A 25,549-nucleotide genomic window follows, 5' to 3' on the forward strand; every position below is an offset into this window, starting at 1 on the left:
CGTGATTGTAGCGCCATGCCCGCCCCGGACTACGCGCCGGCTCAGGCGTTGACGTTCACCACCACGCGGCCGCGCATGCCACCGTCGACGATCTTGCGCCCGGCCTCGATCGCCTCCGACAAGCCGATCTCGCGGGTGATCGCGCGCAGGCGATCCGGCTCCAGGTCCTGCGACAGCCGCTGCCAGGCCTGCTCGCGCAAGGCCATCGGGGCCATCACGCTATCGATGCCGTAGAGCGTGATGCCACGCAAGATGAAGGGCGCCACCGAAGCCGGGAAATCCAGCCCTTGCGCCAGCCCGCACGCGGTGACCGCGCCGCCGTAGCGCACCTGCGCGCAGGCATTGACCAGCGTGTGCGAGCCAACCGAGTCCACCACCGCGGCCCAGCGCTCCTTCTGCATCGGCTTATTGGGCTTGCCCAGTTCCGTTCGGTCGATCACCTCGGCCGCGCCCAGCGCTTTGAGGAAATCCGCCTCGGCCGTCTTGCCGGTGGAGGCCACCACGCGATAGCCCAGCTTCGACAGGATGGCGATGGCCACCGAGCCCACGCCGCCCGAGGCGCCGGTCACCAGCACCTCGCCATCGCCCGGCTTGATGCCAGCGCGCTCCAGCGCCAGCACTGACAGCATGGCGGTATAACCGGCAGTGCCGATGGCCATGGCCTGCTGCGTGGTGAAGGCAGGCGGCAGCGCCACCAGCCAGTCGCCCTTGAGGCGGGCGCGCTGCGCCAGGCAGCCCCAATGCGTCTCGCCCACGCCATAGCCGTTGAGCACGACCTTGTCGCCGGCCTTCCAGCGCGCATGGGTGGATTCCAGCACCGTGCCGGCACCGTCGATGCCCGCCACCATCGGCCACTTGCGCACCACCGGCGAGCGGCCGGTAATGGCCAGCCCGTCCTTGAAATTGATGGTGGAGTAGTCGATGGCCACCAGCACATCGCCCTCGGCGGGCAGGCTGGATTCGTCGAGCGCGGTAACGGCGGCCTGGGTCGCGCCGTCGGCCTGGGTCAGCAGCAATGCCTGGAACGTCATGGAGTCTCCATCCGGTTTTTGATTGTTAACCAAAGACGACCGGCCGGCTCCGGCACGGCAGCGCCGGGAAGGCCGCCGGCGCGACGTGCTTACTTCTTGAGGCTGGCGAGCTTGCGCTCGAGCGTGGCGGCGTCGGCGGCGCCGGGAATGCGGGTGCCGTCCATGAAGAACACGGCCGGGGTGCCGGTGATGTTCAGGCTCTGGCCGAGCGCCAGGTTGTCATCCACCGGCGTCTTGCAGCTGCCGTTGCCGGTCAGCGCCACGTGGCTGATCATCCAGTCGCGCCAGGCCTTGGTGCGGTCGGCCGCGCACCAGACTTGCTTGGCTTTTACCGACGAATCCGGCGACAGCACCGGGTACAGGAAGGTGTAGACCGTGATGTTGTCCATCTGCTGGAACGTCTGCTCGATGCGCTTGCAGTAACCGCAGTTGGGGTCGGAGAACACCGCCACCTGGCGGCTGCCATCGCCCTTGCTCCACTTGATCGCGCGCGCCAGCGGCAGGTCCGACCACTTGATGCGGTTGATGTCGGCCAGCCGCTCCTCGGTCAGGTTGGTGCCGGTCTTGGAGTCCACCATCTCGCCGTTGATGATGTAGCGGCCGGTGGCATCGGTGTAGACCACCTGGCCACCGATGTTGACCTCGAACAGGCCGGGTACGGGAGTCTTGGCCACGCTCTTCACTTCAGCGCGCCCGCCCAGCATCTTTTGCACCGATTCCTTGATGCGGTCGGTGCCGGGCTCGCCCGCCGCCATGGCGTGCAGCGCGAAGCCGGCAGCCGCAATGCCGCCAACGATGGTGGCGGACAGGGCGGGACGGCGGCGCAGGAAATGCAACATGATGACTCCAGTAATTCGATGATTCGGTTCGCGCGAGCGAGCTCGGGATTCAAGGTTCAAGGGTTGAGCGCTCAGCCCAGCGCGCGGCCGATAAGAAAACGCTTGAGCAGCGACTGGCCGCCCACGACCCGCATGCCGGCATTGCGCACCGTGCGCGCCACGCCGCCAGGCAGGGAAAACAGCCGATGCAGGCCATCGGTAGCCGCGGTCAGCGACAACAAATCGGTGGCGCGCGCGCGCTCGTAGCGGCGCAGCAAGCGCAAGTCGCCTTCTGCGCGGAAAGACTCTTTGGCGGCCATCACGCGGCCAAGTTCCGCCACATCGCGCAAACCCAGGTTCATGCCCTGCCCCGCCAAGGGGTGCACCACGTGGGCGGCGTCGCCCACCAGCGCCACATGCGGCTGCACAAACTGATCGGCGCGCTGCAGCACCAGGGGGAAGCCCTGCGCCGGCGTCACGCAGCGCAGCGCGCCAAACTGGCGCCCCACGGCACCGCTGGCGGCCTGCATCACGGTATCGGCCAGCGCCTCGGGCGACAGCGCCAGCAGTTCGCTCGCATGGGCATCGTCGGCCGACCACACCATCGACACGCGCCGGCCCGGCAACGGCAGCAACGCCAGGATCTCGCCGTTGGCCGGCTCCTCGTCCGCCATCAGCTTGGGCGGCGTGCCCAGGAACCACTGCCAGGCCGTGTCCTGGTGCGGCAGCTCGCATTCAAAATTCGCCACGACGCCAAGCTGGCGATAGTGCCGCTTGGTGACCGGAATGTGGCATTGCTCGCGCACCCACGAGCGCGCGCCGTCGGCGCCCACCACGCAAGCCGCGCGCACCTTGTCGCCGCCGGCCAGGGTCAGCGTCACGCCATCATGGTCGCGCGCGAACGCCGCAGCGGTATCGTCGAGCCAGTGCACCTGGGGCTGGAAGCGCAGCGCGGTATCGAGCACGCGCTCCACATGGCCGGATTCGATGATCCACGCCAGTTGCGCAACGGTGGCCGCGTAGGCCGAGAAATGGAGATCGGCGGTAGCCGAGGCATTGGCCTGCGCCGCGCTCGCATCGCCGAACACGCGCATGTCGCACACCGGCTGCATCCGCGCCGGGTCCAGCGCCTCCCACACGCGCAACTGCTCCAGCAAGGCTTGCGAGCTTGCCGAGAAGGCGTAGATGCGGCTGTCCCACTGGCCAGGATCCGCCGTAGCGGCAGAAGCAGGAGAGCGCGGCGCAACCAGCGCCACCTGCATACCCTGCTGGGCCAGCAGCAACGCACAAGCCTTGCCGACGATGCCGCCGCCAACCACGGCAACCTGGAAACGGGAGGGAGATGGACGAGTCATGCGTGGATTATAGCCACCCCGGCACGATGGCTTTGGTGCGCTCTCGCGCGCATGAGGCGGCGCCCAGGCGCCTGCGGCAAAGGGGCGCACGCCCTCGATGCGCACAAATTGAGCAGGCGGCAGGCGCGGCCAGCCGGTTCAGCGCAACGTCCGGCGAGGTTACAATAGCCATCTTTCTGATGGCACCCCAGCACAAAACCGGTGAGCAACGCCCCGCTTTGGCTGTGTTGTCTCGTGCTGAACCCTCCCCTCTGCGTCCCCATCGCTGCGCCATTCCAGTGCGCCGGACGCACCCAGGGTGAACCGCAACCCATTGATTTTTAAAGGTTTCCCATGAGCCTCAAATGCGGCATCGTCGGCCTGCCCAACGTCGGCAAGTCCACGCTGTTCAACGCCCTGACCAAGGCCGGCATCGCCGCCGAGAACTACCCGTTCTGCACCATCGAGCCCAATGTGGGCGTGGTGGAAGTGCCGGATACGAGGCTCGCCAAGCTGGCCGAGATCGTCAAGCCCGAGCGCATCCTGCCGGCCGTGGTCGAATTCGTCGACATCGCCGGCCTGGTGGCGGGCGCCTCCAAGGGTGAAGGCCTGGGCAACCAGTTCCTGGCCAACATCCGCGAAACCGACGCCATCACCCACGTGGTGCGCTGCTTCGAAGACGAGAACGTGATCCACGTCGCCGGCCGGGTCGACCCGCTGTCCGACATCGAGGTGATCAACACTGAACTGGCGCTGGCCGACCTCTCCACCGTCGAAAAAGCCCACGCCCGGTACATCAAGCCCGCCCGCGCCGGCGACAAGGAAGCGCTGCGCCTGGTGGCCGTGCTGGAAAAAGCCCAGGCCGTGCTCAACGAAGCCAAGGCCGTGCGCACGCTCGACCTGTCCGATGAAGAATGGGCCGCCATCAAGCCGCTGTGCCTGATCACCGCCAAGCCCACCATGTACGTAGCCAACGTGCGTGAAGACGGCTTCGAGAACAACCCCCACCTGGACGCCGTGCGCGCCCACGCCGCCAAGACCAAGTCGCCGGTCGTGGCCGTCTGCGCCGCCATCGAAGCCGAAATCGCCGACCTCGACGACGAAGACAAGGCCGTGTTCCTGGCCGACCTCGGCATGGAAGAACCCGGCCTGGACCGCGTGATCCGCGCCGGCTTCACCCTGCTCGGCCTGCAGACCTACTTCACCGCCGGCGTGAAGGAAGTCCGCGCCTGGACCATCCACGTGGGCGACACCGCCCCGCAGGCGGCCGGCGTGATCCACACCGACTTCGAACGCGGCTTCATCCGCGCCCAGACCATCGCCTATGAGGACTTCATTACCTTCAAGGGTGAGCAAGGCGCGAAGGAAGCCGGCAAGATGCGCGCGGAAGGGAAAGAGTATGTGGTGAAGGATGGCGACGTGATGAACTTCTTGTTCAACGTCTAAGCCGTACGCAAGGGTTCACGAGACCCCAGCCGACTTCACGATTGCCCTACAGCCCGCATCCCAGCGGGCTTTTTTACGTCAGGAGGCATCGGAAGGGTTCACACCAGCCCAGCAAAAAGCGGGTATAAGAGCGGGTACGACGAGCCGGAACTCATCAACCGGCCAGAACACCGTACCCGCTTTTTCCCGCAAAACCTTACTACAGGCCGCTTTCCGCCGCCTACAGGCCATGCTGACCGATACCCAGTGCCGTACCGCCAAGCCGAAGGACAAGCCATACAAGTTGACCGATGGCCAGGGGCTATATCTGGAAGTGAAGCCAAACGGCGCCAAGGCCTGGCGCTACCGCTTCCGAATGGGAGCTGGCGCCGACGCCAAGGAAAACGTGTTCGCCATCGGCAACTATGGTGCAGCGCCTGCGGGCGAAGCACCCGAGCAAACCGAGCTACGCCGTCATGGCGGTAACCTGACGCTGGCCGAGGCCCGCGAGGAACGCGCCAAGGCCCGCAGCCTGGTGGCACAGGGGATCAACCCCGCCGACCATCGAAAGCTAGAGCGCATCCGACGCGAGCAAGCGAGAGCCATCACCTTCCGTGCCGTCGCGCTGGAATGGCTCGCCCTCAAGGACTGGCAGGAGAGCACCAGGGCGCGGCGGCTCGACATGCTGGAGCGTATCGTCTTCCCGAAGGTTGGAGCGCTGCCGATCAACACCATCAAGCCAGCCCACGCCCTAGACGTGCTCCAGACTGCCGCCAAGGACAACGGTCCCACCGTCGCGGCCGAGGCCAAGCGCACCATGTCGGGGGTGTTCGAGCTGGCCGTCTCGACGCTGCGTGCCGACACCGACCCGGTATATCCGGTGCGCCGCGCACTGCCACCGAACAAGACGCAGCACAAGCGCCCCTTGGAACCCGGGGAAATTGGCCAGCTCTTGCGCGACCTGGAGGGATATGACCGCAACCGCCTGACGGTGGCCGCCTTTCGCCTCATGTGGTGGACCCTTCGCCGCCCCGGCGAGATCACGGGCGCACGCTGGAGTGAAATCGACCTAGACGCCGGCACCTGGTGCACGCCGGCCGAGCGCATGAAAATGCGGAAGGCCCATACCGTGCCGCTACCTCGCCAAGCGGTGGCCGAGCTGCGCACGTTGCACGCACTGACCGGACGGCATGAGCACGTCTTTCCCCATCGTGACGACTTGATGATGCCAATGACGGACGCGGCGCTGCGCCAGGCCTTGAAGTCTCTCGGCTGGGCAGGCACGTACAGCCCGCACGCGACCCGCACCACGGGCAGCACGCGCCTCAATGAGATGGGCTTCCCTGCGGATTGGATTGAGCGCCAGCTCGCCCACACCGAGCCGAACGCCGTGCGCCGTACCTACAACCATGCCGACCACCTGGCGGACCGGACCACGATGATGCAGCAGTGGGCCGACTACCTTGACGCATTGAAGCAGGGGGCCAAAATCGTGCCAATTGGGAGGCAGCTTTCAGCTTCTGGCGCGACATAAACAAGCCCAGCAGTGAACGCGCAAGGCCGGACGGCGAAATAGTGCGCAATTGCGCGTTAGAGTCACTTGTACCCCTCGGTGTAAGGTGTTGTTGTGGCCGGCTTCCCACGGCAACATCTCTGTTGTCCTTCCACGTTGGTCAATCACCTCGAAAAAACATATGGGTCCGATTGCGCTCTTCGACAAATCATTCCTTCAATCGCTATCGATCGATGAGTCTGTTTGGTTCGACCGCTTCTTCTATCCCAACATCTGCCCATTGTTTTACGTTGAAACGCTTGCCGACCTGACAAAGAGCACAACTTCGTCAGGCCGCACCGCAGAAGACGAAGTCAGGATAATTGCGGACAAGACACCGGAGCTGTCTGGCGGACCTTGCATCCATCATCGGGAGCTTTGCATTTCGAATCTCATGGGAATCCGACTGCCCATGGATGGCCAGATTCCCGTCGCCGGCGCTCGCCCGGTGCAATCCGAAGAAGGACACAAGGGCGTTGTGTACGACTCAACTCCCGAGGCGCAGGCGTTCACTCGATGGCAGCATGGCGACTTCAAAGAGGTCGAGCGCCGCTTTGCAAAAGGCTGGCGCACGATGCTGACGACGCTTGATCTAGCGGGAACAGCGAAGCGTATGCAGGCACTTGGGGTCGACTCAAAATTCTGTAAGACCGTCGACCAGGCGCATCAGATTGCAACGACCCTAGTTCACTCAAATTCCCGCCCCTTTGAGCTGATGGGACTGCTCTTCACATTCGTCGATATACCGCACCAGCTACATCGACCGATACTCGAGCGCTGGTCAATCGATCAATACCGCCCGCTCGCTCAATACGCCCCATACGCAGCGCATGTGCTGTCGGTCGAACTCTTCTTTCAGATTTGCATAGCGGCTAATCTCATTTCAACAGAACGGGCATCGAATCGCATAGACATCGGGTATTTGTTCTACTTGCCATTTTGTATGCTATTCACGTCATCCGATAAGCTCCATAGAAAATGCGCCGCACCGTTTCTGCGCCCAAACCAGACCTTCGTTTGGGGCCAGGACCTCAAAGCGGAGCTAGGTCGTCAGAACAGGCACTTTGCCCAACTGCCCCAGAGCGAGCGTGAGCGCGGCATCATGAATTTTGCGCGGTCTCCGGTCGGCGACGATGACGCATTGATCATTCAGTTGTGGGATAAACACGTTCCCGGCTGGCGAGAGCGTGACAAACGACCACCTGAGGTTGATTCCGAAGCGACTAGGAAGCTTGTCGAGAGCCTTCGTAGCTTCACGAACGCTCCGACCGTCACGCCGGACCCAGAAGACCCACATTTTGCTGATCCTGACCGGCTTGCCATCGAACGCTTCGTCCGGAAGAAAAAGGGAAATTGGTGGGTTCTTCCGGAAGATCTAAAGGGCGAAGATGACTGATAAGCAGGAAGGTGACTAAGACGCCCTCCGAGGGTCGGGCCGCGTGGCTCAACGCTGCTTTCAGCGTTAGATGCGCGCCAACAGTCCAATCCCCCATCTATCTACCAGTCGGTAATTAACTAACCCTAGGAGGCATTTCGTCTAGAAAACGAATGCGGTGCGAATGACCCCCATGAGATCGGACCCCGGAAGGACCCGCGTGCCCCTGGCTGCACCCGAAGGGGTGCCCCCGGCCTAACCGGGGAGGCGCCCCCCCCTCTTGCACGGGGTACTAGATGCCATTCATATTTTCTGATTGATCCGACCACATCCCCACGCACTTCCGTCGATCAACTTGGAAGTCGTTTTCAAAACATGGTGACAGTGGTGACACCCTGTGGATAAGTACCGCTAGCCGCTCTAAATCAACGGTTTGCGCGTCACCAAAAGCGGCTGGTGACGCGGGTCCCGAGCTGGTGACACTGGTGACAAGTGGCACCAGGCCTGACAGTAAATCAACGGCCTCCGGGCGACTGCAAGCACCAACAGGCGGCGCAAACCCGCCTCCGCGATTATTCAGATATTTTCAATAAATTACCCTCTAAAACCTCGCCGCTGCCCCTTCCACCTATTGGGGCTAGGTTCAATCAGCCCATTTTGTCGCGCGAATAGAGCCCCCACCAGGCCACCACCGCCGCACCGCCAGGCGCTCACGCTACAGGCCATCACGGCACGCCTGAGCGGGACGCAGGGCGTCACCACCTGGTCCGCATCGAGCTGCGAGCCTTGCGGCCCGCTGCGGGCGTTACCGTTCCTTCAGCGTGCTGCTCAGCGACTCGGATCGGCCAGTTGCAGTCATTCGACATCTGTACCTAGATCGGTGACAATCCGACGCACATTTGCGTCAGTCTTTCGTCTTTCATTCATAAAGAATGTCCAACGGAGATATCAGCGATGGACTCGAAAAGCATCCGCCGGGCAACGGCAGAGGATGTCCCGGTGCTCACACAGATCCGCAACGAAGCACACGCATGGAAGGTAGCGCACCGCGACTACGCGTGGGGCAAGGAAGGAGACGGCGTTTCCGAGCGATGGATGCGAAACACTGTCGATCAAAAGGAAGTGTATGTCGCTGAGCTGGACGGCACTCCGGCGGGCATGTTTTCGCTCGAACTGGACGATGAGCAGCGCTGGGGGCCTCAGGAGCCGATCGCGGCTTACGTGCACGGGCTGAGTGTACGCACTGGCTTTAACGGACGAGGACTCGGCGGCTTCATGCTTGACGGCTGCGCTAGCAAAGTGCGCGGCTTGAACCGGCGCTATGTCCGGCTTGACTGCCCCACTCACAACGCAAAGCTATGCGCCTGGTATGAGTCGCTTGGTTTCATCCGCGCAGGACTGTGGCAGGAGCCCGGTCCCGGTGGCTATGTCTGGTCACTGTACGAAAAACCAGCTCATTAACGTTGCAGGACAAGATCATGAAAATCGAAGTCACTGACCTGCGGAATGATCGGGATGACTCATTCGTGGCATCGCAACTCGGTACCTACAACGCCACCTTCACAGTTAGAGATTTTAGGTTGTTGCGCGTATTTGCACGCGACGCGGACGGCAGCATCATTGGCGGCTTGTTGGCGGATACCTACTGGCAATACCTCGAAGTCCACAAGCTTTGGGTAAGCGAGGCACATCGAAACAAGGGGCATGCTTCTCGATTAATGAACGCCGCAGAAGACGAAGCAAGTTTGCGCGGCTGCAAGCACGCCTTTCTCGATACATTCAGTTTTCAGGCGCTCGGCTTTTATCAACAGCTCGGCTATACGGAGTTCGGTCGGCTTGAGGCGTTCAGCGGCAAACATGAACGGCATTACATGCATAAAAGGCTCGATGACATGCACCGGTAGTGCGTGCCCCGGCGTGGCGCTCAAGGCGCACGCAACATTCGACCAGTGGGCTGAAGGTCCGCTTTCCTGTGGGTCAAACGGCCGAAACGGCAACGGCCTGTCGGGAGGAGGTCTTGTCCATACGGCGTACCTTGTGGTGTTCGCGTCCATGGGCTGCGCACCTTACCGTTTGCTGGCCACTGGCATTGAGACATGGGCACGTCGCCGGCACGCGTGGCTTGGAACTGGCCAACAGCTCGCCGGCTGCGGCGCGAATAGCGCCTCCACCAGGCCGCCACCGCCGCACCGCCAGGCTCTCACGCTACAGGCCACCACGGCCCGCCTGAGCGGACGCCGGGCACCACCACCTCGTCGGCATCGAGCGGCGAGCCTGCGGCCCGCTGCAGGCCCTGCCGGCGCGTCACCGTTGAGAGGGTAGTTCCAAAGGCAGGGGGCGAGCTGCAAGCCACCGGTAAGAGCCCACTCAATAGGGAATATCGATGCCCTCACGCCAGTCATCCAGACGGATCGACACCGGCCGCAACAGCGGGTCTTGCCGGGCCGCCTGACGGGCGAGCTGCAGAAAGGGATATTGGCACTCGATCTGCTCCACTCGGGCACGATAAGCGCCCCCCGATTCCCACAGCTCAAACGCAGCGCAGATCCTTACGCGATAGCGTAGCCATCGCAGGCGGAGACGCGTCCGCCGATAGTCATCCTCGGTGCGAACAGGTTTCATACATCCAGCTCGAAAAGCCCGGCCGAGACGCAGTACACGCGCGCTCGCGCCACACCGGGTATGCGCATCAGCTTGTCCGGCCGGCCGCTCGATTCTTCGTGCTGCAGCACGCCCATCGCCATCAACAGCGCGGCCACCGCCTTCGGGTCATAACCCTTACACACCTCCCTGCGCCAGACCTCGGGCTGGATGAAGTACTCGCACGCAGATGCCTCGGCCGCTTCCGGGCTCATCTTGTCGCCAAACTCGCGTAGGTAGTCAGTATTCGTGTTTATCGGTGTACCGCTGCCCGTTACCAGGCGCTTGTATCCCGCCCGATTCATCGTATTGGGCTTGTGATCATCCGCCGCACGATTCACCCAGGTAAAGCGCGCATCCCCGTGCAGTTCCAGAAAGCTGCGTACCTGCCGAACCATTGACTTATGCTCGCCGCTGCCTGCCCCGCCGCGTTCAGTCAGCCACGCATCAAAGCAAGCCCGCGCCGCCGATGTGGCCCAGCCCGCCGGCCAGCCAGTTAGGCCGGCACTGGTGGACAGTTCGCCGGCTACCCCCACCAGTGCAAATCGCGATGCCACGCGAAATACCTGGCCGTGAGCGCTGCCCGCCACCCAATCACTCACCAGGGCGCTAACCCCCTCCCGCAAGACCTCCGCAAGCTCGGCTTGGTTGGCCACCGCCCACTCAATGAAGCCCATGCCCGCCGTGCCGTAGTAGCTTCGCGTGGCCTCCTGCAGGTGATCGGACAAGGCCTTGCCCGAGACGAACCCGCAAAGGTCTTCAAACACGCCCAGGCCCTTACCGGCATCGGCCGGGATGTTGGCTAAGCGGATCTCTTGTCCCGACTTGGCCACCTTGCCGGCCTCGGCCATGTGATCGGATAGTTTGATTTCGCCATCGGACAAGAACAGCAGCCGCCACGTGAGCGCCGGCCGTGCTGTGGCGGTGCGAGTGGCGCGACCCTTGCCGGCCTCATTGGCCAGCATATAGACCGTATCCCCGATGATTTTTGGATCGACCTGGCCAATCTCATCCAGAATGAGTAGCGCGTCCGAATGCTGCGCAGCGGTCAGTTCTAAGGCGTTGTCAGTTGCCCGCCAGCTCCGCGCATAGTCACGTCCGCCAAACACTGAGGCCGCGACGCGTAGGCCCGTTGTCTTGCCGCTGGAGCTATCCCCTACCAGGTGAAAGCCGCCCGACTGCAAGCCCGCATGATGCAGGAGCGGCGCCGCGAATGCCGCAGAGGCACAGAAGGTCAACCGCGTGTTACCAACGCACGCCGCCGCAACCTGCGTTTTCCACTCATCGAGCGTGCCACGTTGCTTGAACTGCGACACAACGCCCGCAGCCGACTGGAACAGCACGCGCTCACCCTCCGCCTCCCCTATGGTGCGATCCGGCAACACAAACGCGCTCCCATGCCAGCCGATGCGATCCGTACAGCGCGCCCGCGTTTCCGTCGCGGCCGTCTGGATGTACGTTGTCAGCAGGTTCTTTGCCTTCGAACCAGGTGCGATGTTGACGCCCATGGAAAGCAACGTCGCCCGGTATTCCGTGCCATCGCCAGCCAACATGCGCGCAGGCATCGCCCATTGCTTCGGGTGGCCGTCTGCATCGTTGGCCACCAGGAGAAAACCCCACTCGCCATTGTGTTCGTCGCGGGTCTTGGCCTCGACATCGAGCCGCGAACAGACCCAGTATGGCGGCAACGGGTCGCCCTGATCGCTAAAGCCGTGATACCAAACCCCTTTGCTGTCCACATCGAACCATGGGCGGCCAGCCGGCCGGGCCGATTTAGCGGCCTTAGGCGCTTTCGCTTTGGTGGCGGCCACCTCACCCCCGCCCTGCACCTTTACGTCGCGCGTAGCGGCTGCCTGCTGGCTTGCCGCAGCTCTATCGATGCTCTCCGCTGCAGGCACTGCCGAAAGCTCCGGCCGCATAGCTGCCTCAAGCTGCAGGCGCACCTGCTCAGTTCCAGAAGCCCGAGCCAGGTCGTTAAAGTCGCTGCCATCGTCTGGCAAGCCTGCCGGCGCCACCATCTGACCACGTGCCCGCCGCGCGGCGTCCTTGGCCGCCAGCAGCCCCGGATTCTTGCCCGTCTCCGCTTCGGTGGCCCGGTCATCATCGGCGCAGATAAGCAGTTGCACATCCGGGAAGAGCCGCCGCATGGTTTCTGCCACGTGCCGCAGGTTCGACGCATTGAAGGCCACCACCACCGGCAAGCCGCACACCTGGTGCAACGTCGCGGCCGTGGCATATCCCTCGGCCACCAGCAGCCATCCGGTTGCATCCGGTGTGCCAATCACGTGATAGCAGCCCGACACGCGCCCACCCTTCAAAAAGATCTTGTCATTGCCACCGGCCAGGGGTCTGCCATAGATCCGCTGCAGGTTCCACAGTTGGCCGGCAGCGTCACGCACCGGCACCAGGATGCAGCCTTTGCCAAAGCGCACGCCGTGGGCCTCCACGCCCTTGCGCTTGAGATAGGGCGAGTTGCCTGACTCGGCCGCCGCCCCCCACAGCTCAGCAGCCTTGGCGGCAGCCTCGCGCTGCCCGTCCTCCTGTTTTGCCTTGTCACTCAACTCACGTTGTTTGCGCTCGGCATTGCGGCGCGCCGTCTCTTCTTTCGACAAGGCCGGCACCGGCCCAAACCGCTTAGGATCGAAGCCGCGCCCCATGGCTTCGCGCCACAGCGTGCCAAGGCCCACGCCTCCCGAAGCCTTGCAGCTCTTCCAGGTAGCAGCAGCGGCCGCCGCATCGTAGTTCGCCGCGGATGCGCTCCACTCGTTGAAGAGAGGCCAACCATCGTCGCCGTACTCGTTTTTGAGGGCCATGCCCATCCGCAGCCACAATTCCCGGTCGTCAGCCGGGATACAGGCCAGTGCGGCGCGTATCTTTTCCGGGGTGTGCTCTCGTTGCATCAAGCTTCCTCTACAGATTCCGGGCGCGAGTGCGCCCCGCCAGCTCCTAGTGGAGCCAGCACGGGTTTGCATTTCATCGGTATTGGCGCTTAGTGGACGCTGGGTGCGTCCTGCGCTTCCTCGTCGGTGGGAAGGCCCATGCCCGCAATGAGGTGCTGCTGAAGCCGTCCGACCAAGCCAGCCATGTACGCATCTACGGACGCCGCTATCAGCCGCTCGTCGGGCGGCTCCGGCACCAACTTGGCACCACTGAGCAAGGCTCGCTTAAGTTGCTGCGCCGAGTCGCGCATGAGCTCATGCAATCGCAATCGGCCCAGGTAGGGCAGCATTTCTTCCGCTGCGCCAACGCCAAGATCGACGGCCCATTGCAGTTCCAAAGGAAAGGCGACGCAGAAGCTAGGGGCGCGCTTGATGGCCGGCACAGTGGCCGTCTTCGTTCGAGTCGTAGTGGTCACGCCTTATCCTCCGCGTTGGTGATCCTGGCTGTAGACCAGGGAAACAGATCATTCAGACAGCGGCCAACAACATCAGAGTTGACGCGCATGGTCGCCCTCCCTGTTCGCGGGCGCAAAATAGCCAATAGGCGTGCCACCCAATGCGCTGTGCACCGTCTCCAGTTCCGCGCCGACGTGGGGTAGCACAGCATCGATCAAGCACAGGAAGGCGTCTATATCGTCCTCAGAATGGGCATGGCCGGCCGCCCAGCGAATCCCGTGCAGGGCACTGATCGCATTCGACACCTTTCCCTTGGCTACGTCTCCCAAGGCGGCCTGAGCCTGACTCACTCGCTCGCGCGCCTGGCACGTGCGGCATTCGCATGACTTACACATGGCACGCCTCCCCTCTTGGCGCGGATTGCAGTTCGCTCAAGAGCTGAACCTCTAGCGCTAGGCCAGAGGCAAGGGTCAGCAACGCCTCTTGCAGGGGCTTGTCCAGCCTGGTGAAGTATTCGAAGCCCTCGCCACGAGTCATCGTCAGGAGCGCGTGAAGCTGCTCAGCCCTGCCTACGGCCATATCCACGGGCTCCGAAAGCACCGCGCGGTTTGAAAGTATTGTGTCGTCTCCCGCACGATGCGCCGTAACGCCATATCGCGTGATCGAGAGGTGGTGGAGCGCTTCCGATGATTCAGACATGGCTCGGCTCTCCAACAAGCCTGCGCCACCGCGCCTGGAACTCGTCCCGGCGCAGGTCTACGTCATTGTGAGTCTCGTCGGCCATACGCGCGCCTAGGCGGGCAAGCCCTTCGATAGCATCCAAGTTGTCGGGCTTGTGTTTGACGGACGCCAGACGAATGATGGCCTCGCAGATCGCTGTCAGGCCTGTGAAGCAATCCATAGCTACGATGCAGACGTGCTCTGCCGTCTCCGCAGTTTCGCGCAGACCCTCGCGGGTGGCTTGCTGCTTACACATGGCGCGCCTCCCCTTGCATGGCACGCACACGCTCAGCAACAGCCACCAGGGCGGCGCCGGCCACGTCGAGCGATTCGCGGTCTGTGGACGCGGAAACGGCATCACGCAACGCGGTGCGGACGATAGCGAGGATTTCGGGAAGGGGTGATTGCCCAGTATGGGCGAGCGGAGATTGGCGCATTGTGCGGCCTCCTTCTTGGGCGGTTCGAACCCCGCTCCCCGACGCCAATCGGGGTGGGCGGGCGCAAGGCAGGGTTGGCGTACCGGCAAGAAGGAACCGGCGAGCCCGAAGGCTCCCCCGCCCAGGCCCGCCCAATGAAGGCGCGCAAAGGCATGACGGACGTAAAAATACCGCCTGGCGGCGGTCGTCCGCCTTCTTGTTCGGGACGCCAATCCCGGCCGCTGTGGTTGCAGCGACAGGCACAGTATAGCGCGAGCTAGCCGCCGTGGCGAAAGCCCACGCTGGCGAAGCCTGCGAGGCCAGTACCAAGGCAAGGGGCTCGGGGCCGCAGCGGGCGAGCGTCAGGGCGGCGGAGATGGCCACCAGGCGCAGGCGGGAACACATCATGCCCCGCCCTCCAGCGCATATACCGCCACCTTGTGTCGCTTGCCATCCGACGTAACGCGCCACTCCAGGTGCGTCGTAATTTTGTAGCCTTGCGCCCGCAGCTCAAGCACGCGACGCGGTACGTCCTGGATGCAATGGACGCGAGCTGCAGCGAGGCTATCCAGCGCCCCCCGGCGCAGGCCGGCGAGCAGGCGGGCGCGCTCGGCTTCTGCACGTCTGCCGCCCTCAATGCTCTTGCACATCATCCGACGATCCGCCGGCACTTTCACCTGGTACGGGGCATTGCCCAGGTAGGCGCTCACGTGACGCAGGCGGACATTTCCATAGCGGTCCACTTCCCCCGGGCGCAGCGTAGCAATCGAACGCTGGGCGGCATCAGGCTTTCCGTTATTTCCGTTACGCGCCATCATGGTCCGCCTCACCCTCACCAGAAACGGCCGCAGCACCCGCCGCCCAATCGCACGCCCGATTGGATGCGGCTGCGATCATTTCGGGGTTTTCATGTCCACCGCCCGCCAAGCGGCCAGCCTTTTGGCCGCGCAGCTCGGCGCCATAAGCACGAAGCGCTGCCTTGCGCTCTTCGTAGGCGACATCACGTGCCAGAAAGAACGTATTGCGCTGCTCAAGTAAGGTGAGCTGCTGCAGTTGCTTTTCCGCCGATGCGCTGCGATCCAACGTGGCAAACTGCCCAGTGAGCGCCCAGCAGACCAAGCGCGCTTCGTTGCTGTAGTGGTGATGTCGGGTCTCTTTTCCATCGAGCTGGCGGGCGAAGAAAACGGCATCCGTCATCACTCGAAACGTGGCCGATGCGTCAGCACGCCAAGTGCACCAATCATCGAGGCCCGGGCCGCGCAACAGGTCATCAATGCGCGCATCGCACCAGACGGCAAAACGCACGTCGAGCCAGCGTGCGAATACCACCCCCAACTTCGGGTGCAGCCAGGTTCCGCCGTTGTGGCCCCGGCGCGTACGAACCAAATCCCCGGGATTCCGGGTATTTAGTATCGCCGCCAGCGCGGATAGGTACTTCTGCGTTTCGGCATTGGCAAGCCAGTGATCGAGTCGCTTGCCGAATGAGGCAGCTACCGCTGTAGCGTTGATCCAGCCATCTGCGGTAAAGCTCACCGCCTCGCCCTGATAGTCGAAAGGAACGACGCGTGTCATGGTCACTCCGGCACCGAAAGCGAAGCCATCCATGCTGATATGTCTGCGGAGCGCCAAGCGACCGTTCTGGTGCCCAACTTGAGGGGGGCGGGAAACTCCCCTTTCTTGATCTTGCGATCAATCGTGGATGACGAAAGGCCAGTGATCGCGCTGATCGTGGCCTTTCGGTAGAGCTGCCCACCGAGAACGCCCACGGCAATTTCCACCGCAGCGGCTGCATGGGGGCGCCGAGGCTCTTCCTTCGTTCCCGGCAATGGGTGGTGGGCGACTGATGCCGTCGCAGTCATGGGCGACGGGAGATGCGCTTTCATGTTGGGACCTCTTGGCTTGAGTGGCGCGGCATGCGCCGCAAGAGGCTTCACAATAAAGAACAACAGCCAAACAAAACATTACGCCCGGCAACCCAAACTAGGTTTCAGCTACAAACCTATATTTATTTTCCTCCCGCTTTCCCTTTTTTGTCATTGAGGTTGTGCAGGCGCGCTCTCTGGATCCTCGAAGGTGGACGGCCTGTCTTCAGCGTGAAGTCTGGCTCGATCTTTTGCATAGCACCGAGATACCAATCTTTCAATGTGCCTAAGATTGGCCAGTCGGATGGCTCGCCAAGGCAAGCCCTTAGATCATCTTCATAAGGTTGAGCATCCAGTTCTACGATCCATTCAAGTCGCGGCTGCCTCAATGTCACCCACGTATAGAAGGCCTCTTGCTGGGGCCTACTTGCATGACTCAGCTTCGCAATATCAGACCGCAGTTTTCGGAGCGCTTTAGGGGAGTCCTCCCGCATCTGGCGGTCTATGTCTTCGCGGGTTTCCTGTTCCGCATCCCAACCGGCAAGCTGTCTCTCGCGCTGCACAAATCGTCGCAAAAATGCGGCGCTGATCGATCCGGATGCCAGCCTCTCATTAATCTCCGGGTCAGCATTCTCGGAGCGCAAAAGCAAATCGGCAAAGGCTTCGCACTGCTGGTTCTCGATCATTGCCCGAGCAAAAATCAACGCCATGTCCGCTTCCCGAACGAGTGCAATAGCATTCGCATCACGCGTCATGACAGGACCCCAAGTTCCATGCGGGCATAGCTCGCCTAAGGTCTCCTCAAGACGCGCAACAACCTCCGGCTGCAAGGGGCGCAACCTGAGCTTGAGCGTGTCATCCCGCAGCGCCTCTAGCAATGCTGGTGCGCGATCCAGGCGTTGCCGGTGCTCATCGGCCATCGCAGCTCGCTGCGCATCCTGCTGCGCCAACCCCTGCTTCACCGCGAGGCCTCGCCCACCCGCCTTGAGCTCAAGCGCTTGCTGCTCAGGTGCCAACGACTCCCACCACTCTATATCCGCCATCCATTGACTGAATACCAACACGCTTGCCTCCTAGCGACCTTCAGAGGGATGCGAGGCCAACCGGTGAAGGTATCCGGCTTTCGGGTGGCCGCCCTAGGCCTCACCGGGGCGATTCTACCGCCATAGAAACCCACCGCCCCCCGTTCCGACCTAGGCTCTGTGCGGGCCACTGGAAGCCCAGCTACCCATTGCAAGCCGTCACCGCCCGGCACGCATAAGCGGCGAGCCCACGGCCTGGTAGCGGCCCCGCTGGCCGGCTACACGCGATCTACCGTGAAGGTGGATCGACTCCGGCAGCGCTAGGTGACAGACCACGTCACCACGCCAGCATCGCCCTGGTGCTAGCCGGCTGCCCACCAGGTGCAGCGCGAATGGAACCTCTGCCACACCGCTACCGACACCGCCAGGTGCTAACGCTGGCCGCCACGACACGCATGAGCAGGGCATAGGGCGCACCACCTGGTCGGCATCGAGGGGCGAGCCTGCAGCCCGCTGCGAGCGCTGCAGCGGCACCACCGCCCGATCTATCGTGATGGTGGACGGCGTTGCCACGCTGGATGGCTGGCCGCACGCATCGAGTGTGGGCACGTCGCCGGCACGCATGTCTTGGGGCTGGTCAGCAGCTCGCCGGCCGCCGCGTGAATAGGGCCTCCACCAGGCCGCCACCGCCGCACCGCCAGGCTCTCACGCTACAGGCCACCACGGCCCGCCTGAGCGGACGCCGGGCACCACCACCTCGTCGGCATCGAGCGGCAAGCGTGCGGCCCGCTGGATGCCTCACCGGTGTGTCACGGCCGATCTACACGGAGAACCTGGGCGCAGCCATCCTGCGGGGGGCACGGGTGGCGCGGGGAGATTCCCTCCGCGCTGCTCTTCGGCCGGCGTCAGGCAACACCAGCTCCAGTAAGGGGGAGAAATCTACCCAGCGCCATTACCATCAACCATATTGAAAGGCAAATATCACGACGCCAAGCGGGTTTGCGGGAAGAAACGGCCCGCAAAGCCTTATTCCACCGTGGCCGATTTAGCGCTGTCACCAACTTTGTCACCAAAATATATGTGTGTCACCAAAAAACACAAAGATAGTTGGTGACACTGAAACCGTTGACTGGCATGGCTTTCCGGACGATTCCATAGCTTGTCACCAATGTCACCAAGCACTTTTGCCGCTAGCTTTTCCTGGCACTCCTTCCATGCCTGCCTTAGCACGGGCCAGCAGGCTGGCACCAGGGTCGGCGCTGGCTCGCCCGAGGGGGACACTTTTCAAAAAGCGGGTATAAAAGCGGGTACGAAATGGGGATCAAGCCCACCACTCCTAGCACCGGCGCTGGTTTCTGGCATCTATTGCGGTTTAACGTCTAAGCCGAATATCGGCCGTCGGAGAACTTCCTCCGACAACAAAAACCCCCGCCACCCCTTGAGGTGGCGGGGGTTTTTGTTTTTGCCCGTGGCGTCGGTTAGTTATGCGTGAGCGTCCGGCACTGTCGTGAGCTTCACGCCGAGCGCGTGCAGGAGTTTCATGATGGTGTCGAAGCGAGGCTTTGCGCCCGGAACGAGTGCTTTGTAAAGGCTCTCACGGCCAAGTCCAGAGTCGGCAGCCACTCTGGTCATACCACGTGCCTTGGCAATGTCCGCAATAGCGGCAAGCAGCACTGCAGTGTCGTCCTCATCCAAGGCTGCATTGAGGTACTCAGAGATCATTTCTTCGCTGTCGAGATAGTCCGAGGCATCGAAGCGCGCCACTTCGATCTTGTTCATGATGACTCCTTCTTGATCGTTTTCCGCATTTCCTTAGCTCGCTTGATGTCGGCTTTCTGAGTCGACTTATCGTCGCCTGAAGTGCGAAGTGGGCGAATAGGCGAAAAAATGGCTCGGCGGCAGGGTGAGAATCCATTCGCATGTAAACAAACAGAAGCCCCGCGAGACCAAACGCCTGCGGGGCTTCTTATTTCACGAGACTGCTGACGCAGCCCGCTCGCACAAGCCCGCCACAAGCTCACCCATCACGTGTCCCCTCCGAGTCCCGCAAGACCGCGAGTTCGCTCAACACCAGCGCTTCGTTAGCGAGTGTCGCCGCCAGCGAGAGCAGATGGCCCTGGGTCTCCTCCGTCAAGTTGGCAAGGGTGCCACCGGCAGCGTTCTCGATGGCGACCGACAGCAGCGCGTTGAGTTGCGCAGCCTTTTCGGCGGCGAGGCTAAGCGGGCTTTCGGATGCAGCGTGCGCGGTCACGAAGATATCGCGGCCTGTCTGTTCGGCGCTGATGTTGTAGTGGGGGTGCTTACACATCGAACGCCCTCCGTTGGGAAGCGCGCTCGCGCTGACCGGGAGGAGTTTGGGGAAATACAGATTGCCCGAAATGGGCGTACGAAGACTGGGGCATGCAGATGCCTCCTACGTTGCGGTTTCAACTCCGCTCCCCGACGCCAATCGGGGTGGGCGGGCGCAAGGCAGGGTTGGCGTACCAGAACGTAGGAACCGGCGAGCCCGAAGGCTCCCCCGCCCAGGCCCGCCCATAGGGACGTGCGAAGGCGCGACGGAAAAAACCGCCTGGCGGCGGTTATCCGCCTACGTTTTCGGGACGCCAATCCCGGTCGCTGTGGTTGCAGCGACTCGTCTAGTATAGCGCTGCCAGCCATGCTCTTGTGCATTCCTGAGGCATGGCGGCTGCAGACTCCAAGAGGACGCGCAAACAAAGCTTGGGGTTTCTTCCCAATAGACTTACGCGAGTCAGGCACCCGAGCGTGTTAACGAAAACATGACAACTGCACGCCCGCGAAGCCACTAAAATATCCAGATTCGCCGCCGGCATTTAGCTGGCAGGACACTACGTGGAAGGAGGGGCAATGATGACGTTGACTGGCATTGGCCTATACACCTTCCATGAAGCTGCGAGGCTCACCGGCATCCCCGTGCGCGACCTGCGGCGCTGGCTAGACGGCTATGCATATCGGGACAAGACGACCCGGCATGCGGTCCCGGTTGCTCCACTTTGGGAGACCGAACTGGCGGAAGCGGACGTGGATGGGATCAGTTTTCATGATCTGCTGGAAGTCCGATTCGTCCGAGCGTTTCGCCAGCACGGCGTCAGCCTGCAAACGATACGCCTCGCCAGCCGCAAGGCACGCGAGCTTTTTGCACTGCTACATCCCTTTACGTCCCGCCGTTTTCAGACGGACGGCCGCACAATCTTCGCGTCGACCATACAAGAATCTGGTGAGACCGAACTGCTGGACTTGGTGAGAAGCCAGTATGCGTTTCAGAAGATCATCGAGCCCTCTTTGTATCGTGGCATCGAATTTGGTGCTGACGATGCCGCCGCGCGCTGGTACCCGACGCTGCGCAGCAAGGCCGTGGTCTTAGATCCTGAAATCGCCTTCGGTAAGCCCATTGTCACCGATGGCGCCATCAGGACTTCGATCCTCGCCGAGGCATTCCAGGCCGAAGGCGACAAACAGCTTGTTGCCAGGTTGTATGAAGTGCCTGTTGCCTCGGTGGAGGCAGCAGTCGCCTTTGAAGAACGCCTGGTAGCGTGAAGTTCTTCGCTGACAACAATCTCTCTCCAGCGCTGGCACGGGCGCTCCACTCGCTATCCGAACCATACGGGCACTCCGTCGCTCCCTTGCGAGACCGCTTCCCACAAGACACAACGGATGCGGCCTGGATCAACGCGCTCTCGCAAGAAGGCGGATGGGCTGTCATCACGCACGACAAGCTGAACAAGGGCCTCGACCGAGAAGCACTGCGCCGTGCGGGGCTAATTGTCTTCTTTCTCGACAAGGGCTGGTCAAACCATAGGTTCTGGGATATCGCGCACAATCTGGTGCGGTGGTGGCCACGGATCATCGAGCAATCTGAAGGTATCAAAGGCGGAGCCGCCTTCAAGGTTCCATTCAACTTCTCTGGCAAAGGCCAGTTCGAGCAAGTCAAGCTCTAGGACAGGCGCAAAGCGGCGTCTCACGACGCCCTATGCCAATGGCTGATCTCTACCTGAACAGCCCACCCCACTCACAGCGCCCCCAAATCCTCCCCTCGCAGCCCCACCAGCAGCGCCTGCCCATCCGGCCCGACACGGAACTCGCCATACCGCGCCTTCTCGAACCGCGCCCCCTGCCCTTCCTGGAAGAAGTACGCATCGGTGGACACCTGCGCCTGCACGCCGCCCCAGCGGGCCGGCACGTTCTGGAAGCGCAGCAGTTGCTCGCCGGCGGCCAGTGCCTCGCCCGTGTACAGGCGCACGAAGGTAGCTTCGCCGCGTGCATCGCGGCGGATCACGGCCACTTGCTCGCGGGTGGGCTCGATGCCTTGCAGCTTGCCCGCCTGGCGGATGGACTCGGCGATGGCGAAATTCAGCGCCATGTAGTCGCCTTGCATGAGCGAGCGCGGATCGACGGGCGCCAGGCGCAGGTAGACGGTGTCGCCATGCGCCAGCAGCCGTTCCTTGCCGGTGATGGCGAAGGCGGCCAGCCCGAGTGTGAGCACCCATGCCAACAGTATCCAGCGTTTCATGCTTGTCTCCTTGCATCGTCGCGACGCAGCGCCATGCGCAGCAGCAGCACGGCGATGCCGGCGCCGGCGAGCGTGGCGGACTTGATCAGCAGCGTCCAGTGCAGCGCGCTGTAGTACCAGATAAAGCCGCTGCCGAGCGCGGCGACGGCCAGGCCCAGCCACGGCAGCGAGCCGCGGCGCAGCGCCAGGCCGAGCGCGAGGGCCGCGGCGACGACCGCCGGCGCACCGGCGAGCAAGGCGCTGAACAGCACCGCGCCGACAAGCGCGGTGCCCCGCACCGCCGGGCTTAGCTGCAGCCGGCCTGCTTCGGCAAGGACAAACGCGGCGAGCACCGCGCCAAACAGCGCGCCGGCCATCCAGTAGTTGCCGGCGTGGCGCCCGGTGTCGGCGTCGAACAGCAGCGCCTGAGGCTGGCTGAGGCCGGTCACCACCAGGGCCGCGCCCAGTGCGAACAGCAGCGTGGCATCCGCGGCCGGCTCGATCCAGCTGTGCAGCCCGGCGGCGCAGAGCCGCCCTTCCGCCAGCACGAAGCCGGTGAGCAGGGTCATGGCAAAGGGCGCGAGCCAGCCTAGCGAGAAGCTCATGGCTTGCCAGACGTGGCGCAGGCCGGGCGTCATGGCCAGGTGGAGCGCCAGGGCTACGCCGGTCCATATGCCAAGCGCGGCCAGGAAGCGATGGAGACGGTTGCTGACCAGTACATAGAGCACGGCCTCCAGCAGCGCGAGCGCGCCCCAGAAGGCAGCCGATTCGAGCAGGCGGCTGCCGCCGTAGGCCTGGCTCGCGCCGTAGACGAGCAGGCCCTGGCCGCTGAGGCTGACGGCCAGCGCGAATTGCTCGAGCGCGGTGGCACCCGCGCGGCGCCGGTACAGCACTGCCGCCAGCGCGATCATGGCGGCGCCGCAGAGCGCCATTGCCGTGGCGTTGTCGCGCGCGGCCACAAAGACCGAGCCGAGCAGGAAGGCGAGGAAGAACACGGCGCCGAGCCAGCCCGCGAGGCCCATCAGCAGCCTGACGGCCCATGGCGTGCGCCCTTGTGCGGCTTGCGGCTGCCCGTGCACCAAGCCGCGCGCGGCCAGGTCCTGCCACAACCTTTGTACTACGTGAACGTGACGGTCGCTGGTCATGCCGGCTCTCCGTTGGGCGCGCCGCTTTGGGCTTGCCCGTGGTGTCGATAGGCGCGCAGCAGCCAAGCCGCCGCCGCGGCGGACAGGCCGATGGTCAGCAGCCCAAGGATGAGGAAGGCGCCGAACGCGTCCCGGTTGCCCTCCAGCAGTAGCCGGGCAACCCCGGTCACCAGCAGCACGATGACCGAGAAGCTGGCCAGGCTGAGCGCCACCACATCGAACGCCCGCAGCCGGAACCACGCAAGCAGCCCGCCCAGCGTGAGCATGGCCACGCCGAACATGGCGGGATCGAAGTGGTTGTGCAGGAGGCTGGCAAGGCCGAGCCAGCCAGCGTAGGCGCACGCCAGCGTGGCAAGGATGCGCGCGCCGGCCAGCCCGCGAAAGCCGTAGGCCGGCGCCAAAGCGCGCAGCGCGAACCACAGCACCAGTTGCAACAGCGTGGCCGCCAGCAGCGAGAGCGTGGTGGCCCGCTCGCCAGCCGCGCCAAACAGCAGGTCGAACATGCCGCCCACGCCAAGGCGCACGCTGAAATACCGCAGCAGCGCCACATTGGCCAGCACGATCACCACCCACCAGTGCGGCGCCGCGCGCGCGGCCAGCGCCCATGGGATCGCCAGCAGTGCCCACAGGGCGAACAGCTGCCACGCGTCGGCGCCGGTCTGGTAGACCTGCCCGATCACGGCCAGCAGCACGCCGGCCACCACCTGGGCGCCGCAGAGCGCCGCCAGCCCCGCCATGTCGGTGGCCGGGCGCAGCCAGGCGAATCCCGCCAGCAGGGTCAGCGCGCCGGCCAGCAGGCCAAACTTGGCGAACTTGTGCAGGTCCTGCCAGTTGAAGGCGAAGAACACGATCACACCGGCGCAGAGCAGCGCGGCGCCCAGCATCAGCAACGTGCGATCGAGCCAGGTCCGCCACTGCGCCGCGTCGGGCTCGGTCCCTGGCCAGCTGGCGGCCACGCCGTCGGCGCCGAGCACGCCCTGCTCGCGCCAGTCTGCCAGCGCCTGGCGCGCTGCCCGCCGGTCTTGAAAGCCCTGCGTTGTGGTTGCCTGCATCTAAGCCCCATGTGATGGATACGCCAGCGCACTGTAGCAAAGGCGCCGCCATCTGCGCAGCTTTCCTTGCGTGCGCGGGAGCATGCAACAGCGCTGCTTTGCCGCCTTGCCCCGGCCCGGTATGCTGTGCGTTTCTCCCATCCAGCCACACCCCGCCATGACCCTTGGTATCCTCGCCGCCATCCACGATGAAGTCGACGGCCTGATCGCCGCCATGCGCCACGATGATGCCCGCGCCACCGTGCAGACAATCGGCATGCGCGACTATCACGTTGGCCATCTCTACGGCCAGCGCTGCGTGCTGGTGCTAGCGCGCATGGGCAAGGTGGCGGCGGCGGCCACCACGGTCACCCTGGTGCGCGAGTTCGGCGTGGATGAGATCGTCTTCACCGGCCTGGCCGGCGGCATCGGGGCCGAGACGCGGGTCGGGGATGTGGTGGTGGCGGACCGCACGCTGCAGCACGACCTGGACGCGCGGCCGTTTTTTGCCCGGCACGAGGTGCCGCTGCTGGAGCGCGCTGAATTCCCCACCGATCCGACGCTTACCGCTGCGCTGCGCGAGGCCGCGGCAGGCTACCTGCGGGATGACCTGCCGGCCTCCGTCCCGTCCGAGGTGCTGGCGCGCTTCGGGGTCAGCGCGCCCAGGCTGCATATGGGGATGATCGCCAGCGGCGACCAGTTCATCGGCTCCCCCGCCGCCGCGGCCGATTTGCGCGAGCGCTTGCCTGGCGTGCTGGCGGTGGAAATGGAAGGCGCCGCGGTGGCGCAGGTTTGCCATGAGTATGGCGTGCGGCATGCGGTGATGCGCACGCTATCGGATCGGGCCGACGATACCGCGCACGTGGATTTTGCGGCGTTTCTGACCGACGTGGCCAGCCATTATTCGAGCGGCGTTTTGAAACGGTTCCTGGAGCAGCGCGGGTAACCAGACCAAAGCGGCATTGGCGTTAATTCGAGATTCGAGATTGGGAGGCATGCATTCAATCTCACCGCCCCCTGGCCACGCCCCCGACCCCAACCAGCACGGCCGCGCCCAGGATGGCCGCGAACCAGCCCGCCATCTGCCCGTCGACAAACCAGTGCAGCCCACGGCCGCCGTAAAACGCGGCCAGCGCGCCCAGTGCACCGAACACCACGGCGGCCAGCAGGCTAACCCGGCCCACGGGGTGCAGCCACCGCGCCGCCAGTCCAACCAGCACCCCTACCACCAGCATACCCAACATCACATTCCCCCGATTATCTGAATCTGGCGCGCTGCCTGGGAAGGCCCGCCAGGCACCGCGCGTGGCTGTAGCAATATGGTAAACCCGACCGC

At 63.6% G+C, this 25,549-nt stretch carries 28 protein-coding genes; 8 read left to right on the top strand and 20 right to left on the bottom strand.

The window, feature by feature from the left end:
• Positions 1 to 41 precede the first annotated feature (41 nt).
• The 3 genes from acuI to ACX12D_RS17450 all read right to left on the bottom strand — a co-directional run bounded on the left by acuI (position 42) and on the right by ACX12D_RS17450 (position 3,204).
• Complete coding sequence (acuI, locus tag ACX12D_RS17440) at positions 42 to 1,031, bottom strand: acrylyl-CoA reductase (NADPH) (RefSeq protein ID WP_459372091.1); 990 nt, start codon at positions 1,029 to 1,031, stop codon at positions 42 to 44.
• Between the two features lie 89 nt (positions 1,032 to 1,120).
• On the bottom strand, positions 1,121 to 1,870 hold the full coding sequence (locus ACX12D_RS17445; protein ID WP_183034139.1) for a DsbC family protein: 750 nt from the start codon (positions 1,868 to 1,870) through the stop codon (positions 1,121 to 1,123).
• 71 nt (positions 1,871 to 1,941) lie between these two features.
• Positions 1,942 to 3,204: a UbiH/UbiF family hydroxylase gene (locus ACX12D_RS17450; protein ID WP_459372092.1), complete on the bottom strand. Its 1,263-nt coding sequence runs from the start codon at positions 3,202 to 3,204 to the stop codon at positions 1,942 to 1,944.
• Between the two features lie 333 nt (positions 3,205 to 3,537).
• Here ACX12D_RS17450 and ychF point away from each other — a divergent pair, with 333 nt between their 5' ends.
• The 5 genes from ychF to ACX12D_RS17475 all read left to right on the top strand — a co-directional run bounded on the left by ychF (position 3,538) and on the right by ACX12D_RS17475 (position 9,439).
• Positions 3,538 to 4,629: a redox-regulated ATPase YchF gene (ychF, locus tag ACX12D_RS17455; protein ID WP_441640263.1), complete on the top strand. Its 1,092-nt coding sequence runs from the start codon at positions 3,538 to 3,540 to the stop codon at positions 4,627 to 4,629.
• A 229-nt stretch (positions 4,630 to 4,858) separates the two neighbouring features.
• Positions 4,859 to 6,142 (top strand): tyrosine-type recombinase/integrase, encoded by a 1,284-nt coding sequence (locus ACX12D_RS17460; protein WP_459372093.1) that lies wholly within the window; start codon positions 4,859 to 4,861, stop codon positions 6,140 to 6,142.
• 160 nt (positions 6,143 to 6,302) lie between these two features.
• A complete protein-coding gene (locus ACX12D_RS17465) occupies positions 6,303 to 7,556 on the top strand; it encodes a hypothetical protein (RefSeq protein WP_459372094.1) in 1,254 nt (417 codons plus the stop codon).
• A gap of 933 nt (positions 7,557 to 8,489) precedes the next feature.
• The gene (locus ACX12D_RS17470; protein ID WP_459372095.1) at positions 8,490 to 8,996 is read left to right on the top strand and encodes a GNAT family N-acetyltransferase; all 507 of its coding nucleotides are present in this window, start codon (positions 8,490 to 8,492) and stop codon (positions 8,994 to 8,996) included.
• Between the two features lie 17 nt (positions 8,997 to 9,013).
• Positions 9,014 to 9,439 (top strand): GNAT family N-acetyltransferase, encoded by a 426-nt coding sequence (locus ACX12D_RS17475; protein WP_459372096.1) that lies wholly within the window; start codon positions 9,014 to 9,016, stop codon positions 9,437 to 9,439.
• A 463-nt stretch (positions 9,440 to 9,902) separates the two neighbouring features.
• Here ACX12D_RS17475 and ACX12D_RS17480 read toward each other — a convergent pair whose 3' ends face one another.
• The 13 genes from ACX12D_RS17480 to ACX12D_RS17540 all read right to left on the bottom strand — a co-directional run bounded on the left by ACX12D_RS17480 (position 9,903) and on the right by ACX12D_RS17540 (position 19,838).
• Positions 9,903 to 10,157 carry a hypothetical protein gene (locus ACX12D_RS17480; RefSeq protein WP_459372097.1) on the bottom strand — a complete coding sequence of 85 codons (255 nt, stop codon included), beginning with the start codon at positions 10,155 to 10,157 and terminating at the stop codon, positions 9,903 to 9,905.
• Positions 10,154 to 13,075, bottom strand: coding sequence for a DUF927 domain-containing protein (locus ACX12D_RS17485; protein ID WP_459372098.1), 2,922 nt, complete (start codon positions 13,073 to 13,075; stop codon positions 10,154 to 10,156). Before ACX12D_RS17485 ends, ACX12D_RS17480 begins: the two co-directional genes overlap by 4 nt.
• Before the next feature lie 89 nt (positions 13,076 to 13,164).
• Positions 13,165 to 13,530 carry a hypothetical protein gene (locus ACX12D_RS17490; RefSeq protein ID WP_459372099.1) on the bottom strand — a complete coding sequence of 122 codons (366 nt, stop codon included), beginning with the start codon at positions 13,528 to 13,530 and terminating at the stop codon, positions 13,165 to 13,167.
• A gap of 72 nt (positions 13,531 to 13,602) precedes the next feature.
• Positions 13,603 to 13,860, bottom strand: a complete 258-nt coding sequence (locus ACX12D_RS17495) for a hypothetical protein (RefSeq protein ID WP_459372100.1) — start codon at positions 13,858 to 13,860, stop codon at positions 13,603 to 13,605.
• Between the two features lie 37 nt (positions 13,861 to 13,897).
• Entirely contained in the window at positions 13,898 to 14,209 is a 312-nt protein-coding gene (locus ACX12D_RS17500) for a hypothetical protein (RefSeq protein ID WP_459372101.1), read from the bottom strand.
• Positions 14,202 to 14,486, bottom strand: a complete 285-nt coding sequence (locus tag ACX12D_RS17505) for a hypothetical protein (RefSeq protein WP_459372102.1) — start codon at positions 14,484 to 14,486, stop codon at positions 14,202 to 14,204. The genes ACX12D_RS17500 and ACX12D_RS17505 overlap by 8 nt, the downstream gene beginning before the upstream one ends.
• Positions 14,479 to 14,667 (bottom strand): hypothetical protein, encoded by a 189-nt coding sequence (locus ACX12D_RS17510; protein WP_459372103.1) that lies wholly within the window; start codon positions 14,665 to 14,667, stop codon positions 14,479 to 14,481. The genes ACX12D_RS17505 and ACX12D_RS17510 overlap by 8 nt, the downstream gene beginning before the upstream one ends.
• Before the next feature lie 383 nt (positions 14,668 to 15,050).
• On the bottom strand, positions 15,051 to 15,464 hold the full coding sequence (locus ACX12D_RS17515) for a helix-turn-helix domain-containing protein (RefSeq protein WP_459372104.1): 414 nt from the start codon (positions 15,462 to 15,464) through the stop codon (positions 15,051 to 15,053).
• The gene (locus ACX12D_RS17520) at positions 15,451 to 16,218 is read right to left on the bottom strand and encodes a KilA-N domain-containing protein (protein WP_459372105.1); all 768 of its coding nucleotides are present in this window, start codon (positions 16,216 to 16,218) and stop codon (positions 15,451 to 15,453) included. Before ACX12D_RS17520 ends, ACX12D_RS17515 begins: the two co-directional genes overlap by 14 nt.
• Positions 16,219 to 16,220: 2 nt before the next feature.
• On the bottom strand, positions 16,221 to 16,529 hold the full coding sequence (locus ACX12D_RS17525; RefSeq protein WP_459372106.1) for a helix-turn-helix transcriptional regulator: 309 nt from the start codon (positions 16,527 to 16,529) through the stop codon (positions 16,221 to 16,223).
• 122 nt (positions 16,530 to 16,651) lie between these two features.
• Entirely contained in the window at positions 16,652 to 17,572 is a 921-nt protein-coding gene (locus ACX12D_RS17530) for a hypothetical protein (protein ID WP_459372107.1), read from the bottom strand.
• Between the two features lie 1,440 nt (positions 17,573 to 19,012).
• Positions 19,013 to 19,309, bottom strand: a complete 297-nt coding sequence (locus ACX12D_RS17535; RefSeq protein ID WP_459372109.1) for an addiction module antidote protein — start codon at positions 19,307 to 19,309, stop codon at positions 19,013 to 19,015.
• 238 nt (positions 19,310 to 19,547) lie between these two features.
• Positions 19,548 to 19,838 carry a hypothetical protein gene (locus tag ACX12D_RS17540; RefSeq protein WP_459372110.1) on the bottom strand — a complete coding sequence of 97 codons (291 nt, stop codon included), beginning with the start codon at positions 19,836 to 19,838 and terminating at the stop codon, positions 19,548 to 19,550.
• 557 nt (positions 19,839 to 20,395) lie between these two features.
• On the opposite strand from ACX12D_RS17540, the gene ACX12D_RS17545 reads away from it, so the two are divergent.
• Both ACX12D_RS17545 and ACX12D_RS17550 read left to right on the top strand, forming a co-directional pair.
• Complete coding sequence (locus ACX12D_RS17545; RefSeq protein WP_459372111.1) at positions 20,396 to 21,085, top strand: DUF433 domain-containing protein; 690 nt, start codon at positions 20,396 to 20,398, stop codon at positions 21,083 to 21,085.
• Entirely contained in the window at positions 21,082 to 21,486 is a 405-nt protein-coding gene (locus ACX12D_RS17550) for a PIN-like domain-containing protein (protein WP_459372112.1), read from the top strand. Before ACX12D_RS17545 ends, ACX12D_RS17550 begins: the two co-directional genes overlap by 4 nt.
• A gap of 71 nt (positions 21,487 to 21,557) precedes the next feature.
• Here ACX12D_RS17550 and ACX12D_RS17555 read toward each other — a convergent pair whose 3' ends face one another.
• The 3 genes from ACX12D_RS17555 to ACX12D_RS17565 are packed head-to-tail and all read right to left on the bottom strand — an operon-like array spanning position 21,558 to position 24,234.
• The gene (locus ACX12D_RS17555; protein ID WP_459372113.1) at positions 21,558 to 22,058 is read right to left on the bottom strand and encodes a GDYXXLXY domain-containing protein; all 501 of its coding nucleotides are present in this window, start codon (positions 22,056 to 22,058) and stop codon (positions 21,558 to 21,560) included.
• The gene (locus ACX12D_RS17560) at positions 22,055 to 23,182 is read right to left on the bottom strand and encodes a DUF4401 domain-containing protein (protein WP_459372115.1); all 1,128 of its coding nucleotides are present in this window, start codon (positions 23,180 to 23,182) and stop codon (positions 22,055 to 22,057) included. Before ACX12D_RS17560 ends, ACX12D_RS17555 begins: the two co-directional genes overlap by 4 nt.
• Positions 23,179 to 24,234 (bottom strand): DUF2157 domain-containing protein, encoded by a 1,056-nt coding sequence (locus ACX12D_RS17565; RefSeq protein WP_459372116.1) that lies wholly within the window; start codon positions 24,232 to 24,234, stop codon positions 23,179 to 23,181. Before ACX12D_RS17565 ends, ACX12D_RS17560 begins: the two co-directional genes overlap by 4 nt.
• Before the next feature lie 157 nt (positions 24,235 to 24,391).
• On the opposite strand from ACX12D_RS17565, the gene ACX12D_RS17570 reads away from it, so the two are divergent.
• On the top strand, positions 24,392 to 25,159 hold the full coding sequence (locus tag ACX12D_RS17570; protein WP_459372117.1) for a 5'-methylthioadenosine/adenosylhomocysteine nucleosidase: 768 nt from the start codon (positions 24,392 to 24,394) through the stop codon (positions 25,157 to 25,159).
• 61 nt (positions 25,160 to 25,220) lie between these two features.
• On the opposite strand, the gene ACX12D_RS17575 is transcribed toward ACX12D_RS17570, so the two are convergent.
• A complete protein-coding gene (locus ACX12D_RS17575; RefSeq protein ID WP_441640257.1) occupies positions 25,221 to 25,457 on the bottom strand; it encodes a hypothetical protein in 237 nt (78 codons plus the stop codon).
• Positions 25,458 to 25,549 lie beyond the last annotated feature (92 nt).

It is taken from the genome of Cupriavidus sp. PET2-C1, from assembly GCF_054515855.1.

Bases quoted from the DNA above. Each gene is read 5' to 3' on its own strand.
- acuI (WP_459372091.1), bottom strand. From the start codon at position 1,031: ATGACGTTCCAGGCATTGCTGCTGACCCAGGCCGACGGCGCGACCCAG.
- ACX12D_RS17445 (WP_183034139.1), bottom strand. From the start codon at position 1,870: ATGTTGCATTTCCTGCGCCGCCGTCCCGCCCTGTCCGCCACCATCGTT.
- ACX12D_RS17450 (WP_459372092.1), bottom strand. From the start codon at position 3,204: ATGACTCGTCCATCTCCCTCCCGTTTCCAGGTTGCCGTGGTTGGCGGC.
- ychF (WP_441640263.1), top strand. From the start codon at position 3,538: ATGAGCCTCAAATGCGGCATCGTCGGCCTGCCCAACGTCGGCAAGTCC.
- ACX12D_RS17460 (WP_459372093.1), top strand. From the start codon at position 4,859: ATGCTGACCGATACCCAGTGCCGTACCGCCAAGCCGAAGGACAAGCCA.
- ACX12D_RS17465 (WP_459372094.1), top strand. From the start codon at position 6,303: ATGGGTCCGATTGCGCTCTTCGACAAATCATTCCTTCAATCGCTATCG.
- ACX12D_RS17470 (WP_459372095.1), top strand. From the start codon at position 8,490: ATGGACTCGAAAAGCATCCGCCGGGCAACGGCAGAGGATGTCCCGGTG.
- ACX12D_RS17475 (WP_459372096.1), top strand. From the start codon at position 9,014: ATGAAAATCGAAGTCACTGACCTGCGGAATGATCGGGATGACTCATTC.
- ACX12D_RS17480 (WP_459372097.1), bottom strand. From the start codon at position 10,157: ATGAAACCTGTTCGCACCGAGGATGACTATCGGCGGACGCGTCTCCGC.
- ACX12D_RS17485 (WP_459372098.1), bottom strand. From the start codon at position 13,075: ATGCAACGAGAGCACACCCCGGAAAAGATACGCGCCGCACTGGCCTGT.
- ACX12D_RS17500 (WP_459372101.1), bottom strand. From the start codon at position 14,209: ATGTCTGAATCATCGGAAGCGCTCCACCACCTCTCGATCACGCGATAT.
- ACX12D_RS17505 (WP_459372102.1), bottom strand. From the start codon at position 14,486: ATGTGTAAGCAGCAAGCCACCCGCGAGGGTCTGCGCGAAACTGCGGAG.
- ACX12D_RS17510 (WP_459372103.1), bottom strand. From the start codon at position 14,667: ATGCGCCAATCTCCGCTCGCCCATACTGGGCAATCACCCCTTCCCGAA.
- ACX12D_RS17515 (WP_459372104.1), bottom strand. From the start codon at position 15,464: ATGATGGCGCGTAACGGAAATAACGGAAAGCCTGATGCCGCCCAGCGT.
- ACX12D_RS17520 (WP_459372105.1), bottom strand. From the start codon at position 16,218: ATGACACGCGTCGTTCCTTTCGACTATCAGGGCGAGGCGGTGAGCTTT.
- ACX12D_RS17525 (WP_459372106.1), bottom strand. From the start codon at position 16,529: ATGAAAGCGCATCTCCCGTCGCCCATGACTGCGACGGCATCAGTCGCC.
- ACX12D_RS17535 (WP_459372109.1), bottom strand. From the start codon at position 19,309: ATGAACAAGATCGAAGTGGCGCGCTTCGATGCCTCGGACTATCTCGAC.
- ACX12D_RS17540 (WP_459372110.1), bottom strand. From the start codon at position 19,838: ATGTGTAAGCACCCCCACTACAACATCAGCGCCGAACAGACAGGCCGC.
- ACX12D_RS17545 (WP_459372111.1), top strand. From the start codon at position 20,396: ATGATGACGTTGACTGGCATTGGCCTATACACCTTCCATGAAGCTGCG.
- ACX12D_RS17555 (WP_459372113.1), bottom strand. From the start codon at position 22,058: ATGAAACGCTGGATACTGTTGGCATGGGTGCTCACACTCGGGCTGGCC.
- ACX12D_RS17560 (WP_459372115.1), bottom strand. From the start codon at position 23,182: ATGACCAGCGACCGTCACGTTCACGTAGTACAAAGGTTGTGGCAGGAC.
- ACX12D_RS17565 (WP_459372116.1), bottom strand. From the start codon at position 24,234: ATGCAGGCAACCACAACGCAGGGCTTTCAAGACCGGCGGGCAGCGCGC.
- ACX12D_RS17570 (WP_459372117.1), top strand. From the start codon at position 24,392: ATGACCCTTGGTATCCTCGCCGCCATCCACGATGAAGTCGACGGCCTG.
- ACX12D_RS17575 (WP_441640257.1), bottom strand. From the start codon at position 25,457: ATGTTGGGTATGCTGGTGGTAGGGGTGCTGGTTGGACTGGCGGCGCGG.